Genomic DNA, 15,159 nt, shown 5'->3' with positions numbered 1-15,159 from the left:
CGGTGCGGGCCGCGCCGGCCGGATGGCGCAAGGCCCGTACTTTGCCGCCGAGGCCGGGCTAGTGGAAGCTCACCCAAGCCGGCCGGATTCTAGCCCGCGGCTACCACTTACTCATTCTACGTTGCCGGGCGCGCACAAGAAAGGCATGTTTACGGCAGAAAACCGCGTGGCAGGCGCCACGACACCGCTCCTAAACTCCTTTCAGCATGGACCTAATCATCAAAAACCTGTCGAAAACCTACCCTAACGGGGTCAAGGCCCTCGACAACGTGAGTCTGACCATTCCGCAGGGCATGTTCGGCTTGCTTGGCCCCAACGGCGCCGGCAAAAGCTCCCTGATGCGTACTATTGCCACGCTGCAGGCTCCCGACAGCGGCAGCATCCACCTCGACGCCATCGACGCCCTGCACGACCAGATGGCCCTGCGCCGGGTGCTGGGCTACCTGCCCCAGGAGTTTGGCGTCTACCCCCGGGTGTCGGCCGAAGATTTGCTCGACCACATGGCCGTGGTAAAGGGCATTGTGAACCGCGGGGAGCGGCGCGAGACGGTGAAGGCCCTGCTGGAGCAAACCAACCTCTACGAAGTGCGCAAGCGCAGCATCAGCACGTTTTCGGGCGGTATGAAGCAGCGCTTCGGCATTGCCCAGGCCCTGATTGGTCAACCTTTGCTCATCATCGTCGATGAGCCCACGGCCGGCCTCGACCCCGGGGAGCGGAACCGGTTTTACAACCTGCTGAGCGAAATCGGGGAGAACATCATCGTCATCCTGAGCACTCATATTGTGGACGATGTGCGGGAGCTGTGCCGCAACATGGCCATCATCAACCAGGGTCGGGTGCTGTTTGCCGGGCAGCCCCAGGCGGCTATGCACGAGCTCAAGGGCCGGATCTGGGAGCGGACCATCGACAAGGCCGAGCTGGCCGAGTATCAGCAGCAGTACAGCGTGATTTCGACCAAGCTGCTGGCCGGGCAACCCCTGCTGCACGTGGTGGGCGAGGAGCTGGAGCCGGCCGGTTTTCAGGCCGTCGAGCCCAGTTTGGAAGACGTGTTTTTCTCCACCATTCAGGGGAAAGCCGCCGCGCAGTCAGTGTCCGTTCCCGCCTAAGCCCACCGCCATGTTTACCGCCTTTCTTCGCTTCGAGCTGGCCACCTGGCGCAAGCAGCCGCTGACCTACGTCTTTCTGGCCGTCACCTTCGGCCTCACGTTTCTGGCCATGCTCTGGCCCAACCTGCAAATGGGCCAGGACTTGCGCAACCTGCACGTCAACGCGCCCTTTGCCATCCTGAGCCGGGCCGGGGCCATGACCATGCTCTGCCTGCTCTTCATCACGGCCATCATGGCCAGCACCGCCACCCGCGACTCGGGCTCCGGCTACGCGCAAGTGCTGTACGCCGCCCCGCTCGAAAAAGCCGGCTACCTCTGGGGCCGCTTCACCGGCGGGGTGCTGGTAGCCGTCCTGGCTTTGCTGGGCCTGGTGTTGGCAATTCTGCTGGGCACGCCGCTCAACGAGCCGGCCCGGGTGGGCGCGTTTCAGCTGCTGCCTTACGTGCAGGCCGTTGGGCTGTTCATCGTGCCCAACGTGGTGCTGGCCGGGGCCATTATCTACTGCCTCACGGTGCTGACGCGCAACACAGTCTACGCCTTTATTGCCGCTCTGGGGCTGATGGTGGGCTTTCTGCTGGTGGGTTTGCTGACGCCCAACCTCGATACGCCCACCAGCGTGCTGCTGCTCGACCCCTTCGGCCTGCGCACCCTGCACTCCCTGACTAAGTACTGGACGGTGGCCGAGAAAAACACCGCCTTGCCGGAATTCGTCGGGCCACTGCTCACCAACCGCCTCGTGTGGCTGGGTATTGCCGGCGCCCTGATGGGCCTCACCCACGGCGTATTTTCCTTTACCACTGCCACCGGCAAAGTCAAAAAGCAGCGCTTAGTTGAGCCCGTAGCCCCGGTGCGGGCCTCAACCCCTACGCCCCGGCCCCGGGTGCAGCCCCGCCACGACCGAAATGCCGCCCTGGTGCAGCTCCTGCAGCAGGCCCGCCTCGACTTGCTGGGCATTCTGAAAAGCGTGCCGTTCTGGATTCTGCTGGGCCTGGGCATGCTCAACCTGCTCAGCATTGCGGCCACGGCCTCGGAGCGGGAAGGCGGCCACTTTTACCCGGTCACCTACACCATGCTCGACCTGATTAACGGTACCTACGGCCTGTTCGTCATTGCCGTGCTGGTGTACTACGGTGGGGCCCTGGTCTGGAAGGAGCAGGACGCCCGCCTCGACGGTATTCTCGACGCCTCGCCCCGCCCGTCGTGGGTGCCCTACACGGCCAAAATGCTGACCCTGGTCTTCATTGCGGCCTTTCTGACGAGCATGGGCGTGCTGGTGTGCGTGGCGGCTCAGGCTCTGCAGGGCTACACCAATTTCGAGTGGAGCCTCTACGGGCAGGCCGTGTTCGGCATCGAGTTTACCCGCTACGTGATGGTGGCCGTGGGCACGGTGTTTTTGCACGTGCTGCTGCGCAACAAGTTCCTGGCCTACGGCCTCACGGTGGCCATCATTCTGCTGCAGGCCATCAGCGGCGCCGCCCTGGATTGGAACAACAACCTCTTCCGCTTCGCCGATACGCCCGCCTTCACCTACTCCGACATGAACGGCTTCGGGCCCTTCGCCGAAAGCATCGTGTGGTTCAAGCTCTACTGGACGGCCTTCTGCGTGCTGCTGCTGGCCCTCACCGCCGGCCTCTGGGTACGGGGCCGGGCCGTGGGCGGGGCGTTCAGTGCCGTGCAGCTGCGGCAGTCGTTTACCCCTGCGTTGCGGGCCGTGGCCGCCGCCGGCCTGCTGGCCTGGCTGGGCCTGGGCGCCTGGATTTACTACAACATCGACGTGCGCAACGACTACACCACCGAGCACGAGGACCAGAGCCTGCCGGCCGAGTACGAAAAGCGCTACAAACGCTACGAGCACGCCCCCCAGCCCCGCATAACGGCCGTAAACCTGCAAATCGACCTCACACCCGAAGCCCGCGCCGTGCAGGTGCGGGGCCAGCTCACGCTCACCAACAGAACCGGCCGGCCGCTCGATACCCTGCGTTTGTCCTACGGCAGCTACCTGGAAGACTTCCGGTTCACCATTCCCGGCGCCCGGCCCGTGCTCAACGATGAGCGCCTGCACTTCCGCAGCTTCGCGCTGCAGCCCGCCCTGGCTCCCGGCGACTCGCTGGTGCTCGGCTACTCGGCCCAGTATCGGGCCCGGGGCTTCGAAAATAAGGTTTCCCGGCCCCTGATTAACGGTAACGGTACCTTCCTCAACAACTTCGAGCTGGCGCCCACCATCGGCTACACCCGGAATATGGAGCTGGAAAGTGCCACCGACCGGGCCAAGTTCAACCTGCCCGAGCGGCCCCGTATGGCCCCGCAAACCGACTCGGCGGCCTACGCCAATACCTACATTTCCACCGATGCCGACCGGCTGCGCTTCGAAGCCACGCTCAGCACCAGCCCCGACCAGATTGCCGTGGCCCCCGGCGCGCTGCTGAAGGAATGGCAGCAGAACGGGCGCCGCTACTTCCACTACCGTTTGGCCGCGCCGGTGCTCAACTTCTACTCCATCACCTCGGCCCGCTACAAAGTGCGGCGGGAACGGCAGAACGGCGTCGACCTGGAAATCTACTACCACCCCGGCCATCCCTACAACCTGGACCGGATGATGCGCTCCATGCGCACTTCCCTGGCGTACTACGGCCAGCAGTTTGGGGCGTATCCGCAGCAGCAGGCCCGCATCATCGAGTTTCCGCGCTACCAGAAGTTTGCCCAGGCGTTTCCCGGCACCATGCCCTACTCCGAAGGCCTCGGCTTCATTGCCCAGACCAGCCCCGACGACCACGACGTGGACCGCACCTACCGCGTCGTGGCCCACGAAATGGCCCACCAGTGGTGGGGGCACCGGGTAACCGGCGCAGCCGTGCAGGGCGCTACTTTCCTCTCGGAATCGGTTTCCGAATACCTTTCGACCTTGATGCTGGAGCGCCGGTATGGCCCGGCGCGGGTGCTCACCATGCGCCGCTACGCCCTCGACTACTACCTGCGCGGCCGGGCCAGTGAAAAAGTGCGGGAGCTGCCCTTGCTCTACAACGAAGACCAGCCCCACATTCACTACGCCAAAGGCTCCCTGGCCTTGTACTCGTTGCGTAGCTACCTGGGTGAAAAACGCCTCCACGGTGCCCTCGGCCAGTTTATCCGTGACTATCAAGGCCGCCCCGCCCCGTACCCCACCTCGGAAGACCTGTACCGCTACATCCTGCGCGCCACCCCCGACTCGCTCCAGTACTTCGTGGCCGACCAGCTCAAGCGCATCACGCTCTACGACAACCAGGTGCGGGAAGTAGCCTACCAGCGCCTGCCCGACGGCCGCTACCAGGCCATCATCCAGCTCGAAGTTCATAAGCGCTACGCCGATGAGCTGGGCAAGGAAACCGAGGCCCCCCTGCACGACTACCTCGACCTGGCCCTCTACGGGGCTGATGAAAAAGTGCTGGCCCGCCAACGCCTGCTAGTCGATAACCACCGCAAAGTGGTGAAACTGATTGTCTCGTCGGTGCCCGCCAAGGCCGTCATCGACCCGGACAACCTGCTCATCGACCGGCGGCCGGAAGACAACAGCCACGCTGCTTTTGCCCTGAAGTAAGCCAACAGCCTAGCTCTGAAAGCAAAATGCCCCGACCAATTTCTGGCCGGGGCATTTTGCTTTATGCATTGTGCCGCAGGAAATAGCCCGAAGCTAAGCCTTCTTCAGAAACTCGGTTTTGAGCACCATCGTGGAGCCGCCCGCGCGGCCCTCGATTTCGGCGGGGCTGTTGGTCAGGCGAATGTTCTTCACCATTGTGCCGCGCTTGAGCGTCAGCGAGGAGCCTTTCACCTTCAGGTCTTTGATCAGCGTTACTGAGTCGCCCTCGGCGAGCAGGTTACCGTTGCTGTCTTTTACGTCCATAATAAGGGTGGGGGAGAAGCGCGAATCTTAACATTTCAGAACGTCATGTCGAGCCTTAGCGAGACATCTCGCGTGTAATGGTAATTGTAGTTATTACTACTGCACGCGAGATGTCTCCCGCTGGTCGACATGACAGCCGAAAAAAGACGTTCCGCAATTACACGTTGAAGCGGAAGTGCATGATGTCGCCGTCCTGCACCACGTAGTCCTTGCCTTCCACGGCCATTTTGCCGGCTTCCTTGATTTTTACCTCGGTCTTGTATTCCTGGTAATCGGCCAGCTTGATAACCTCAGCCCGGATAAAGCCCTTCTCGAAGTCGGAGTGGATAACGCCGGCCGCTTGGGGAGCCTTGTCACCGCGGTGGATGGTCCAGGCCCGTACTTCCTGCACGCCGGCGGTGAAGTAGGTAATCAGGTTGAGCAGCTCGTAGGAAGCGCGAATCAGCTTGTTCAGGCCCGACTCGGTCAGACCGTACTCGGCCAGGAACATTTCCTTTTCCTCGGGGTCTTCCATGTCGGCAATCTGCTCCTCAATGGCGGCTGATACCAGCACTACCTGAGCCCCTTCGGCCTTCACATGCTCGCGCAGGGCGGCCACGTGCTTGTTGCCATCGGTCTTGATGCTGGCCTCGTCCACGTTGGCCACGTAAATCACGGGCTTGATGGTGAGCAGCTGCAAATCGGCCACGGCTTCGAGCTCTACCTCGTCGGCGGCTACGGCGCGGGCGTTTTGCCCGGCTTCCAAAGCCGCCTTGAAGCGCTGCAGAATAGCTACTTCCTTCTTGGCCGCCGCGTCGCCGGCCTTGGCCGAGCGCTCCGACTTCTGGAGCTTCTTGTCGATGCTTTCCAGGTCCTTGAGCTGCAGCTCGGTGTCGATAACGTCCTTGTCGAAGACGGGGTCGACACCGCCGGCCACGTGCACGATGTTGGGGTCGTCGAAGCAGCGCACCACGTGAATGATGGCGTCGACTTCGCGGATGTTGGCCAGGAATTTATTCCCCAGACCTTCCCCTTTGGAAGCTCCTTTCACCAGACCGGCAATGTCCACAAACTCGATAATGGTGGGCAGCACGCGCTTGGGGTTCACCAGAGCTTCCAAGATCTGGAGGCGCTCATCGGGCACGGTAATCACGCCCACGTTGGGCTCGATGGTGCAGAAAGGATAGTTGGCCGATTCGGCCTTGGCGTTCGAAAGGGCGTTGAACAGCGTGGACTTACCCACGTTCGGCAAACCGACGATTCCGCAGCGGAGACCCATATAAGTGAAATGGTGAGTTGGTGAAATGGTGAGTTACGCCCGCTGGGCGCAATTCGAGGGGCAAAGGTACGGCTGTTTTTCGGGGAATCCTTGGCTAGCGCGAAGGTGGCCTAGAGAAGGGAGAAACCCGGACGTCATGCTGAGCGCAGCCGAAGCATCTCTACCGCAGTGCTAACCTCTTCGTCTGTCATCCTGAGGCGCAGCCGAAGAACCTTCCTCACCTCAGTGACAATCTTCCTTCAATGTAGAAAGCCCTTAACCACGCCGGTAGTCAGGGGCTTTTGTGCGTTGGCATGAGCTATAGTGGGGTAGGCGAGGAAGGTCCTTCCCTACGCTTCCCTACACTTCGTTGCGTTCAGGATGACAGACGGAAAAACGGCTGGCCCAAACAAAAAACGGCGCGCTTCGACCCGAGAGCCAAAGCGCGCCGCGCGAAGGAGCTGAATACAAATGAAGAGTAAAGCAGTGTTTCGCTAAGCTTCGGGGCTAGTAGTTGTCGTCGGAGCGGTTGGGGTTGAAGCCGGGATTGTCGCCTTCGTAGTTGTCGTAGGCGGGGCGGGGGCGGTCGAGTTCGGCTACTTCCTCTTCGGTGAGCAGCTCCTCACGCACGTAATCCACGGCGTCCTGCAGGGCATCGACGAACTTAGCGAAGTCTTCCTTGTAGAGGAAGATTTTGTGTTTCTCGTAGGAAAACGTGTCATCATCCCGCAGCTTGCGCTTGCTCTCGGTGATGGTGAGGTAGTAGTCCTGACCGCGCGTCGCTTTTACATCGAAAAAGTACGTGCGTTTGCCAGCTTTAATGCGTTGGGAGTAGATTTCTTCCTGATCGTGACGGTCTTCCACGGTGCCTTCAAATAGGTTGATTTATTCCAAGATGATTGAATTGCAACCCAAAGTAAAGTGTTGCAGTCGTATATAAAAATATTGAGGTCAAATTTTTTGCACAAAATGCCGGGTATCTTTGTTTTACGCCTTGCAGCGCTTAGAAGCAGGATTTTTGGACAGAGCCGGGAAAAAATTAGGGAATTACCAAAAGCTGGATTATATCTGGTAAAAACTATGTATTGCACTCTCTAGCGGTACTTTACTCATTCACTCATTCACCATTTCACCCATGTCCCAACCACTTGATCTGGCCGCCGTCCGCTCGTTTGAGAACCTGGAATTCCTGGCCCGCCAGCTCGTGGAAGGCTTTATTACGGGCTTGCACCAGTCGCCCTACCACGGCTTCTCGGTCGAGTTTTCGGAACACCGCCTCTATAACCCCGGCGAAAGTACCCGCCACATCGACTGGAAGGTGCTGGCCCGCACCGACAAGCTCTTCGTGAAACGCTACGAGGAGGAAACCAACCTGCGCTGCCACATTCTGCTCGACGTGAGCCCGAGCATGTACTACCCCGCGCCCAGCCACGACAAGCTGCGCTTTGCCGTGCTCTGCACCGCGGCCCTGGCCACGCTCCTGCAAAAGCAGCGCGACGCGGTGGGCCTGGTCACGTTTGCCGACCAGATTGAGCTGCAAACGCCCGTGCGCTCTACTTCCTCGCACCGCCACACCCTGCTGCTGACCCTGCAGCAGCTGCTGGAGCGGCCCGCTGCCCCGCGCCGGGCCACCGACGTGTCGGGCGTGATTCACCAGATTGCCCAACAGATTCCCAAACGCTCGTTGGTAGTGCTGTTTTCCGACATGCTGGGCCGCAGCCCCGAGGAACAAACTGCCAGCCTGGCCGCCCTGCAGCACCTGCGCCACGCCCAGCACGAGGTGTTGCTGTTCCACATCATGGACCGGGCCACCGAGGCCGATTTTGCCTTTGCCGAGCGGCCGTACTTGTTTGAGGACGTGGAAACCGGGGAGCAGGTGAAGCTGCAGCCGGCCCAGGTGCGCGAGCAGTACCGGGCCGCCATGCAGCAGTACGAGCAGGAACTGGCCCTGCGCTGCGGGCAGTACCGCATTGATTTCGTGCCAGTCGACATCCGGGAGACGTTCGATAAGGTGCTGTATGCCTACCTGGTCAAGCGTGGTAAAGTCCGGTAGGGAATGAGCACGTGGAACTGCCGCGTCTGCGGCCTCGACTACGACTACTCGCCCTGGGGCCCGCAGGGCGACACACCCGACTACGGTACCTGTGAGTGCTGCGGGGCCCAGTTCGGCGTCGATGATTACTCGGTGGCCAGCAGCCGCAGCTTCCGCCAGCAGTGGCTCAGCGGCGGCACTGCCTGGTTTTACCCCAACCTGAAACCCGCCGACTGGCAGCTGGAATCCCAGCTGAGCCAGATTCCGGCGCACTACCGCTAGCGGCTCACTTCATTTCTTAAGCCCCCAATTTTGATTGATTACGTTTTTTTGCTGGTCTTCGTGTGTTTGCCCTCGGCCCTGATTACGGGCTACATTGCCCACATGAACAACCGCTCGTTGTGGCGCTGGATGCTGTTTGGGCTCTGCGTGCCGTTCGTGGCCATTTTCGTCACGATGGTCGTCACCTACCTCGACCAGAAGCGGGCCGCCGGCAACAACCCCGATTCGGGCTCCGACCAGCGCTAGGCTACTGCTCGTCGGCGGGCGTATTGTCCAACGACTGCCAGAGGTACTTGCTGGCCAAAGTGCGGTAGGGGCGCCAGGGCTCGGCAATTTCACTCATGCGGCGCAGCAGGGCCCGGCCGGTTTCCAGTAGGCCGTAGTGCTTGCGCATGGCGTTCTGAATGCCCAAATCCCCTTCGGGAAACACGTCGGGCTGGTCCAGGGCAAACATTTGCAGCATCTGGGCGGTCCAGCGGCCTACGCCTTTGATCTGGGTCAGGTGCTGGGTAAAGGCCTCGGCTTCGAGCTGGCTGAGGTGGGCGTGGTCGAGCTGGCCGCGCTGGGCAAACTCGGCAATGGCGCGCAGGTAGCCGGCTTTCTGGCGCGAAATCCCGGCCGCGCGCAGCTCGTCGTCAGTGAGCAAAATCAGGACGGCCGGCTCGGGGTAGCCCTCGGGCAGAAACAGCGTCTGAACCTTTTTCCAGATGGCCGCCGCGGCCTTGGTCGAAATCTGCTGGCTGACGATGGCGCGCAGCAACGCCAGGTACAAATCCTCGTGGGGGCGGGGCTCGATGGCACGGCCCCGGGCAATAATGGCCGCCAGGACTGGGTCGGCCTGGCTGAGGTGGCGCCGGGCGGCTTCGGAAGCAGAAAGGGGGGCGGAAGTCAACTCAGGCTCGGTCACTGTCGAGGGGGTTAGTAGGCACGGAAATTACCCGCAGCACGTCGCCGTTGGCCTTGATTTTGACCCCGGTCAGGGCCTGGCCATACACGGCGCCGGTGTCGATGTTCAGCACGTGGTGAATTGGGTCGAAGTCGGGGCTGCCATCGGTGGGCGTGTGGCCGATAACCTGGAGCTTGCCGATGTTGCGCAGGGGCCCGCGCCGCCACAGAATTCCGTCGGGGTTGTCCTCGTCGAGCGGGTTGGGCGTGTCGGCCAGCCCGGCGTGGCTCACCAGTACGGCGTCGTTTTCCCAGAACAGCGGCCGTTGCTGCAGCCAGCTCAGGTGAGCTGCCAAGAGCTCTTTGTGCCGGCTGTATTGGTGCAGGGTGTACCGCCCGCCCCACTGCAGCCAGCTGGGGTAGGGGCCCTGCGGACCGTAGTGGCGCGTCATGCCCACCTCGTGGTTGCCCTTCAGAAACACGGTTTGCTGCGGATGCTTTTCGCCCAGGCTGATGGCCAGGCTGATGGTTTCGGGCGCAAAGTTGCCGCGGTCCATCAGGTCGCCTACCTGCAGCAGTAGCTCCTGCTCGGGCTGCCAATGCTGGAGCAGCTCCAGAAAGGTGTGGTAGCAGCCGTGGACGTCACCGATAACAAACAGGTTCATAGAAGGAAGCAGAGCTACTACCGGGCAGAAAAAAGAAAAACGCGGCGCGCGGGCCCGAATGGCGTAAAGATGGGAGTAAGTTCTTAGTAGTAGGTTTACGGACCGGACCATTTCGCGGCTACCCTGCGCGCGGAACGCCAGCCGGCCCGCTTTTCTGCTTCCACCCCCGGCCTTTCGGCGCAGAGGGTTTACTTTGCCGTTGCCCGATGCCCCTCCGTAAAATCCTCGTCCCGATTCGGGAACTGTCCGAAAGTGGTAAGTTGTCCGGGCTGCTGCTGCTGCTGGCCACCGTTGTGTCCCTGCTGGTCAGCAATTCCGTCCTAGGGCCCAACTACCTGCATTTCTGGGAAACTCCGCTGGGCTGGGCCCCGCTGCAGAAAACCCTGGCCCACTGGGTCGACGACGGGCTGATGGTCGTGTTTTTCTTTTCCGTGGGCCTGGAAATCAAGCGGGAGGTGCTGTATGGGGAACTGACCGACGTGCGCCAGGCCCTGCTGCCGATTCTGGCCGCCGTGGGCGGCGTGGCGGTGCCGGCCGGTATTTACCTGGCCTTCAACGCCGGTACTGCCACCGGCCACGGCTGGGCCGTGCCCACGGCCACCGATATTGCCTTTTCCCTCGGCATTCTGTCGTTGCTGGGCGAGAAAGTGCCGCCCGGTTTGCGCGTGTTCCTCACCGCCCTGGCCATCATCGACGATTTGATAGCCGTGCTCATCATTGCCCTTTTCTACACCCAGGGTCTGGATTTGACCTATTTGCTGGCCGCCGGGGGTATCATGGCCGTCCTGGTGCTGCTCAACCGCCTCCGGGTAACCTGGCTGCCGCTCTACTTTCTGCTGGGCTTGGCCTTATGGTTTTTCGTGCTCAAATCAGGTATTCACGCCACCATTGCCGGCGTGCTGCTGGCCCTGACGATTCCCACCGACGCCATCGAAAAGCTGGAAGCGGCCCTGCACAAGCCCATCAGCTACCTGATTCTGCCCGTGTTTGCGTTGGCTAACACGGCCATCGTCGTATCGGCCGGGGCGGTGAGTGAGCTGCTGAGTCCGTTGGGGCTGGGCGTGGCCCTGGGCCTGCTGCTGGGCAAGCCGCTGGGAATTTTCGGGGCCACCTGGCTCACGGTCAAAGCCGGTATTTCGGCCCTGCCGGAGCGCGTTACCTGGTTTAAGATGCTGGGGCTGGGCCTTACCGCCGGCATCGGCTTTACCATGGCCATCTTCATTGCCAACCTGTCCTTTCACGACCCCGGCCGGGTCGACGTGGCCAAGCTGGCCGTTATTCTGGGCTCCTTGCTGGCGGCTCTGGCCGGCCTATTCGTGCTCCACCTAGCCGACAAGGCCGACGACAGCGAAGCTCCCGTCGGCCCTACTGAGTCGGAAATAGAGGTTTAAGCCGGTACGCTCAGGCTGTGCAAAGCCTGATTCACCCGCTCCACCATCGAGTCATCCACGTCGAGGTGGGTGACGAAGCGAATCATCTGCGGGCCAAACGACGAAGCCCGGATGCCCTGCTGCTCCAACTGGGCCAGGAAGGTTTCGGCGGGCATTTCGTCCCGGAGGCGGAAAATGGCCAGGTTGGTTTCAATCGGCAGCACCTCGGCCACGTAGGGCTGGGCGGCCAGCGTAGCGCCTAATTCCTGGGCCCGGCGGTGGTCGTCGGCCAGGCGCGCCACGTTGTGCTCTAGGGCGTAGAGGCCGGCCGCGGCCAGAATCCCGGCCTGCCGCATGCCCCCGCCCATTACCTTGCGGATCCGGCGGCACTTGTGAATAAACGCCTTGGAGCCCAGCAGAACCGAGCCCACCGGCGCACCCAGACCTTTCGACAGGCACACCGAAATCGAGTCGAAGTACTTGCCGTACTCGGCCGCGTCCTGCCCGGTGGCTACCAGGGCGTTGAAAATCCGGGCTCCGTCGAGGTGCAGGGCCAGGCCGCGGCGCTGGGCTACTTCGGCAATGCTGGCAATGGCTTCCATCGAGTAGCAGCTGCCCCCGCCCCGGTTGCTGGTGTTTTCCAGGCAAATCAGGTTCGAAGTCGGGTAGTGCACGTTGTTGGCGGGCCGGATGGCAGCTTCCACCTGGGCGGCCGTCACGCGGCCCCGGTCGCCGGGCAGCAAGGCCACCGAAGCGCCCGAGTGAAAGGCAATGCCGCCCACTTCCCACAAATACACGTGGGCCGTCTGCTCGCAGATAACTTCCGACAGCGGCTCGGTGTGGGCCTTGATGGCAATCTGGTTGGTCATGGTGCCGGAGGGGCAGAACAGGCCGGCCTCCAGGCCGAAGCGGGCGGCCGAGGTTTCCTCCAGCTCCCGCACCGTGGGGTCTTCCTCGTACACGTCGTCGCCGACGGGGGCGTGGAGCATGGCGTGCAGCATCTCGGCCGTAGGCCGGGTGACGGTGTCGGAGCGTAAATCGATAATGGGTTCAGGCATAGCTGGGAGCAAAACGAAAGGATGAAGACAAGGAAGAAGGAACAACTGTTTCCCGATTCAAAAATAAGACTTACTTTTGCCCCTCCTTTACAAAAAGACTTTAACCGACCCGGATATGAGCGTCACCCGACTGAAGCGTAAGCACCGCAAGAACATTGCGCGTGCCAACAACAAGCAGCGCATCATCAAGCAACTGCTGTTGACCCCCGTTCTGAAGAACGTGGACCTTGATGAACTGAAATCCCGCTTCAACGGCGGTGCTGCTCCCGTAGCCTCCGCCCCCAAAGCTGCTCCCGCTGCCAAAGCCACTACGGCTCAGGACAATGCCGCCGCTTTCGATGATGCTGAGGCCGTAACCAAACCCGTCAACGAAGACGGTCAGGAAGGCGAGCATCCCAAGCCGGAAATCGCCCTCTAAATCGGCTTGCCACCCGCGTCGGTTGGCTTCTATAGATTTCAAGAAAGCGCCCTTTCTCCGGAAAGCGGCGCTTTTTTGTTTTTTAAGCTTTCTGCAAAACGGAGGTCCTTGCGAGGCCGAAGGCCGTAGCAATCCGCCCTCTAGAAATGTAGAAAGCCTTCTAATGTAAAAAGCCCTTTTCCCGTGCCAACGAGAAAAGGCTTTTTGGTGAAAGGGCATTGGTCACTGGCAGCGGACGGATGGCTTCGTCCCTCACCATGACAGGAAGGACTGCGCCAGCAGAACAAAAAACTCACCATCTCACAATTTCACCATCTCACCTCTTAGTCCCAGCTCAATGGCCTGTAGCTGCTGCACTTTGCCGTTGGCCACTTCGAAGCGCAGCATGGTCCGCACTTTGTGGAAGCCGTGCATGCCGGCCGCGCCGGGGTTCAGGTGGAGTAGGCCCAGCTTGGGGTCGGGCATGACTTTGAGAATGTGGGAGTGGCCGGAAATAAACAGGCCCGGCCGCTCCTGGGTCAGCAGCGGGCGGGCGGCGGGGGAGTAGTGGCCCGGGTAGCCGCCGATGTGGGTCATGAGCACCCGCAGGCCCTCTATTTCGAAATTCTGCACCAAAGGCTGGGTCTGGCGCACGTCCCGGCCGTCGATGTTGCCGTACACGCCGCGTAGGGGTGCTACGGTCTCCAGGGCCTCGATGACGGCTGCGGTGCCGAAGTCGCCGGCATGCCAGATTTCGTCGCAGCCCGTGAGGTGGTGCAGGATGCGCTCATCCCAGTAGCTGTGGGTGTCAGAAAGTAAACCGATTTTTTTCATTGCTGCGTAAAAGTAAGGCCTGCTGAAGGCTTACGACGACTCTTGATTTTTGAAAAGCGCTGTTGGGCTGCGGGCCGGCAACAGAACCGGCTGCATCCCGTATCTTGCCCAGCTTTCCCCGATTTCCGTTTGCCGAATTTTATGCTGTGTTTTGCAATGGACCTCGGCGCCACTTCCTCATTTTCTGCCCTCTGATTACCCTGCGATGAACGTCTTCATCAACGATATTCCGCTGATCATCAAAAAGAACAGCGAGAAAGTATACAAGCACCGCTACGACCTGATTCTGAACGCGGAGGATGAGTTCAGCTCCAAAGATCTGATCGGCGACGTGCTCGTGCGCGACGTGACGGACCCCTTCATCGACCGGATTCTGCGGCTGATGGAAGTCAAGAAGCTCAAGAAGCTCAAGTCGCTGACGCTGCTGGCCCGCAAGAAAAAACGGCTGATTCTGCACCTCAAAGACCAGTTCCGCATCGTGAAGGCCGCCGGTGGCCTGGTGGTAAAGGACGGCATGGTGCTGATGATTTACCGTCTCGGCAAGTGGGATTTGCCCAAGGGCAAGCTCAAGAAAGACGAAGACCCCGGCCTGGGCGCCCTGCGCGAAGTGGAGGAAGAGTGCAACATCAAGGTGGAAATGGGCGAAAAGTTGCCCAGCACCTGGCACTCCTATGCCTACAACGGCAACAAAATCCTGAAAAAGACGAATTGGTACATCATGACCTGCTCCGACGACTCGTTGATGAAGCCTCAGGCCGAGGAATACATCGAGGAAGTACGCTGGATGACCCCCCAGGAAGCCCTGGCCGTGCTCGATGAAGCGTATGCTTCCATTGCGCTGGTCGTGCGGCACTACCTGGGCGAAACGTCCGGCAAGGAGTCGACCAAAGAATCAGCCAAGGAAAAATAATTCACCCCAATTCTCTGCGTATGCGCCCATTCCGTTACCTGCCCCTTGTGTTGTTGCTGAGCGGTTTTGCCGCCTGCACCGGCAGCCAGAATGCTTCCGAAAACAGCGCCCCCAAAGTTGGGCAGGGTACGGCGGCCAACCCCAGCCAGCTGGATTTGCCTTCTCTGGTTGGTAAAAACATCGACCAGGTGCGCCGGGCCCTGGGTACGCCCCAGGAAGGCAAGGATGAGCCCATTGGCCTGGAGCCCACGGCCGCGCAGATGAAGTCCACGAAGGGCGCCGACTGGATTAACACCTTCGAAAAGAACGGCTCCACCATCGTGGTGACCTTCAACGCCAAGTCGCGCAAGGTGCTGGACATGGTGCTCATCGGCTCCGACGAGGACGAGCTCATGCGCCGCGGCAACCTGGTAATGACCGCGCCCGAGTACATTGTGCTGCCCGTACCCGACCCCAAGCGGCCCGCGGCCATTTCGGGCGTCCGGATGGTATCGCGCCGCTAACTC

16 protein-coding genes are annotated in these 15,159 nt (G+C 61.0%); 9 read left to right on the top strand and 7 right to left on the bottom strand.

Features of this window, described 5'->3' with window-relative positions:
* Positions 1–206 precede the first annotated feature (206 nt).
* Positions 207–1,106: an ABC transporter ATP-binding protein gene (locus tag CLV45_RS12975; protein ID WP_100336772.1), complete on the top strand. Its 900-nt coding sequence runs from the start codon at positions 207–209 to the stop codon at positions 1,104–1,106.
* A gap of 10 nt (positions 1,107–1,116) precedes the next feature.
* Positions 1,117–4,680, top strand: coding sequence for an ABC transporter permease/M1 family aminopeptidase (locus CLV45_RS12970; RefSeq protein ID WP_100336771.1), 3,564 nt, complete (start codon positions 1,117–1,119; stop codon positions 4,678–4,680).
* A 93-nt stretch (positions 4,681–4,773) separates the two neighbouring features.
* Here CLV45_RS12970 and CLV45_RS12965 read toward each other — a convergent pair whose 3' ends face one another.
* The 3 genes from CLV45_RS12965 to CLV45_RS12955 all read right to left on the bottom strand — a co-directional run bounded on the left by CLV45_RS12965 (position 4,774) and on the right by CLV45_RS12955 (position 7,084).
* Complete coding sequence (locus CLV45_RS12965) at positions 4,774–4,983, bottom strand: zinc ribbon domain-containing protein YjdM (protein WP_100336770.1); 210 nt, start codon at positions 4,981–4,983, stop codon at positions 4,774–4,776.
* A 157-nt stretch (positions 4,984–5,140) separates the two neighbouring features.
* Positions 5,141–6,241: a redox-regulated ATPase YchF gene (gene ychF / locus CLV45_RS12960; protein WP_100336769.1), complete on the bottom strand. Its 1,101-nt coding sequence runs from the start codon at positions 6,239–6,241 to the stop codon at positions 5,141–5,143.
* Between the two features lie 486 nt (positions 6,242–6,727).
* Positions 6,728–7,084: a DUF3276 family protein gene (locus tag CLV45_RS12955; protein ID WP_100336768.1), complete on the bottom strand. Its 357-nt coding sequence runs from the start codon at positions 7,082–7,084 to the stop codon at positions 6,728–6,730.
* Positions 7,085–7,355: 271 nt separating this feature from the next.
* On the opposite strand from CLV45_RS12955, the gene CLV45_RS12950 reads away from it, so the two are divergent.
* From CLV45_RS12950 to CLV45_RS12940, 3 genes are read left to right on the top strand one after another with little or no spacing between them, the layout of a single operon-like run.
* Positions 7,356–8,273: a DUF58 domain-containing protein gene (locus CLV45_RS12950; RefSeq protein WP_100336767.1), complete on the top strand. Its 918-nt coding sequence runs from the start codon at positions 7,356–7,358 to the stop codon at positions 8,271–8,273.
* A gap of 3 nt (positions 8,274–8,276) precedes the next feature.
* Positions 8,277–8,534, top strand: coding sequence for a hypothetical protein (locus CLV45_RS12945; protein ID WP_100336766.1), 258 nt, complete (start codon positions 8,277–8,279; stop codon positions 8,532–8,534).
* 30 nt (positions 8,535–8,564) lie between these two features.
* A complete protein-coding gene (locus CLV45_RS12940) occupies positions 8,565–8,780 on the top strand; it encodes a hypothetical protein (RefSeq protein WP_100336765.1) in 216 nt (71 codons plus the stop codon).
* 1 nt (position 8,781) lies between these two features.
* Here CLV45_RS12940 and CLV45_RS12935 read toward each other — a convergent pair whose 3' ends face one another.
* Entirely contained in the window at positions 8,782–9,441 is a 660-nt protein-coding gene (locus CLV45_RS12935; RefSeq protein ID WP_245882844.1) for a DNA-3-methyladenine glycosylase family protein, read from the bottom strand.
* Positions 9,428–10,084 carry a metallophosphoesterase family protein gene (locus CLV45_RS12930; protein ID WP_157807464.1) on the bottom strand — a complete coding sequence of 219 codons (657 nt, stop codon included), beginning with the start codon at positions 10,082–10,084 and terminating at the stop codon, positions 9,428–9,430. The genes CLV45_RS12935 and CLV45_RS12930 overlap by 14 nt, the downstream gene beginning before the upstream one ends.
* Before the next feature lie 206 nt (positions 10,085–10,290).
* On the opposite strand from CLV45_RS12930, the gene nhaA reads away from it, so the two are divergent.
* Positions 10,291–11,475, top strand: a complete 1,185-nt coding sequence (gene nhaA / locus CLV45_RS12925) for a Na+/H+ antiporter NhaA (RefSeq protein WP_100336763.1) — start codon at positions 10,291–10,293, stop codon at positions 11,473–11,475.
* On the opposite strand, the gene CLV45_RS12920 is transcribed toward nhaA, so the two are convergent.
* Positions 11,472–12,512 carry a threonine aldolase family protein gene (locus tag CLV45_RS12920; protein WP_100336762.1) on the bottom strand — a complete coding sequence of 347 codons (1,041 nt, stop codon included), beginning with the start codon at positions 12,510–12,512 and terminating at the stop codon, positions 11,472–11,474. The two genes, nhaA and CLV45_RS12920, sit on opposite strands and share 4 nt — an antisense overlap.
* Before the next feature lie 115 nt (positions 12,513–12,627).
* Here CLV45_RS12920 and CLV45_RS12915 point away from each other — a divergent pair, with 115 nt between their 5' ends.
* Positions 12,628–12,930: a hypothetical protein gene (locus CLV45_RS12915; protein ID WP_100336761.1), complete on the top strand. Its 303-nt coding sequence runs from the start codon at positions 12,628–12,630 to the stop codon at positions 12,928–12,930.
* A gap of 300 nt (positions 12,931–13,230) precedes the next feature.
* Here the strand turns inward: CLV45_RS12915 and CLV45_RS12910 are convergent, their stop codons facing one another.
* The gene (locus tag CLV45_RS12910; RefSeq protein WP_100336760.1) at positions 13,231–13,743 is read right to left on the bottom strand and encodes a metallophosphoesterase family protein; all 513 of its coding nucleotides are present in this window, start codon (positions 13,741–13,743) and stop codon (positions 13,231–13,233) included.
* 205 nt (positions 13,744–13,948) lie between these two features.
* Here CLV45_RS12910 and CLV45_RS12905 point away from each other — a divergent pair, with 205 nt between their 5' ends.
* Positions 13,949–14,653 carry an NUDIX hydrolase gene (locus CLV45_RS12905; protein ID WP_100336759.1) on the top strand — a complete coding sequence of 235 codons (705 nt, stop codon included), beginning with the start codon at positions 13,949–13,951 and terminating at the stop codon, positions 14,651–14,653.
* 20 nt (positions 14,654–14,673) lie between these two features.
* A complete protein-coding gene (locus CLV45_RS12900) occupies positions 14,674–15,156 on the top strand; it encodes a hypothetical protein (protein WP_157807463.1) in 483 nt (160 codons plus the stop codon).
* Positions 15,157–15,159: the final 3 nt, after the last annotated feature.

The sequence above is a fragment of the Hymenobacter chitinivorans DSM 11115 genome, assembly GCF_002797555.1.
Lineage (GTDB): Bacteria > Bacteroidota > Bacteroidia > Cytophagales > Hymenobacteraceae > Hymenobacter > Hymenobacter chitinivorans.
The sequence above is the reverse complement of the archived record's forward strand: the minus strand, read 5'-3'. Positions and strand labels throughout refer to the sequence as shown.

Bases quoted from the DNA above. Each gene is read 5' to 3' on its own strand.
- nhaA (WP_100336763.1), top strand. From the start codon at position 10,291: ATGCCCCTCCGTAAAATCCTCGTCCCGATTCGGGAACTGTCCGAAAGT.
- CLV45_RS12965 (WP_100336770.1), bottom strand. From the start codon at position 4,983: ATGGACGTAAAAGACAGCAACGGTAACCTGCTCGCCGAGGGCGACTCA.
- ychF (WP_100336769.1), bottom strand. From the start codon at position 6,241: ATGGGTCTCCGCTGCGGAATCGTCGGTTTGCCGAACGTGGGTAAGTCC.
- CLV45_RS12975 (WP_100336772.1), top strand. From the start codon at position 207: ATGGACCTAATCATCAAAAACCTGTCGAAAACCTACCCTAACGGGGTC.
- CLV45_RS12920 (WP_100336762.1), bottom strand. From the start codon at position 12,512: ATGCCTGAACCCATTATCGATTTACGCTCCGACACCGTCACCCGGCCT.
- CLV45_RS12930 (WP_157807464.1), bottom strand. From the start codon at position 10,084: ATGAACCTGTTTGTTATCGGTGACGTCCACGGCTGCTACCACACCTTT.
- CLV45_RS12945 (WP_100336766.1), top strand. From the start codon at position 8,277: ATGAGCACGTGGAACTGCCGCGTCTGCGGCCTCGACTACGACTACTCG.
- CLV45_RS12970 (WP_100336771.1), top strand. From the start codon at position 1,117: ATGTTTACCGCCTTTCTTCGCTTCGAGCTGGCCACCTGGCGCAAGCAG.
- CLV45_RS12910 (WP_100336760.1), bottom strand. From the start codon at position 13,743: ATGAAAAAAATCGGTTTACTTTCTGACACCCACAGCTACTGGGATGAG.
- CLV45_RS12950 (WP_100336767.1), top strand. From the start codon at position 7,356: ATGTCCCAACCACTTGATCTGGCCGCCGTCCGCTCGTTTGAGAACCTG.
- CLV45_RS12905 (WP_100336759.1), top strand. From the start codon at position 13,949: ATGAACGTCTTCATCAACGATATTCCGCTGATCATCAAAAAGAACAGC.
- CLV45_RS12915 (WP_100336761.1), top strand. From the start codon at position 12,628: ATGAGCGTCACCCGACTGAAGCGTAAGCACCGCAAGAACATTGCGCGT.
- CLV45_RS12900 (WP_157807463.1), top strand. From the start codon at position 14,674: ATGCGCCCATTCCGTTACCTGCCCCTTGTGTTGTTGCTGAGCGGTTTT.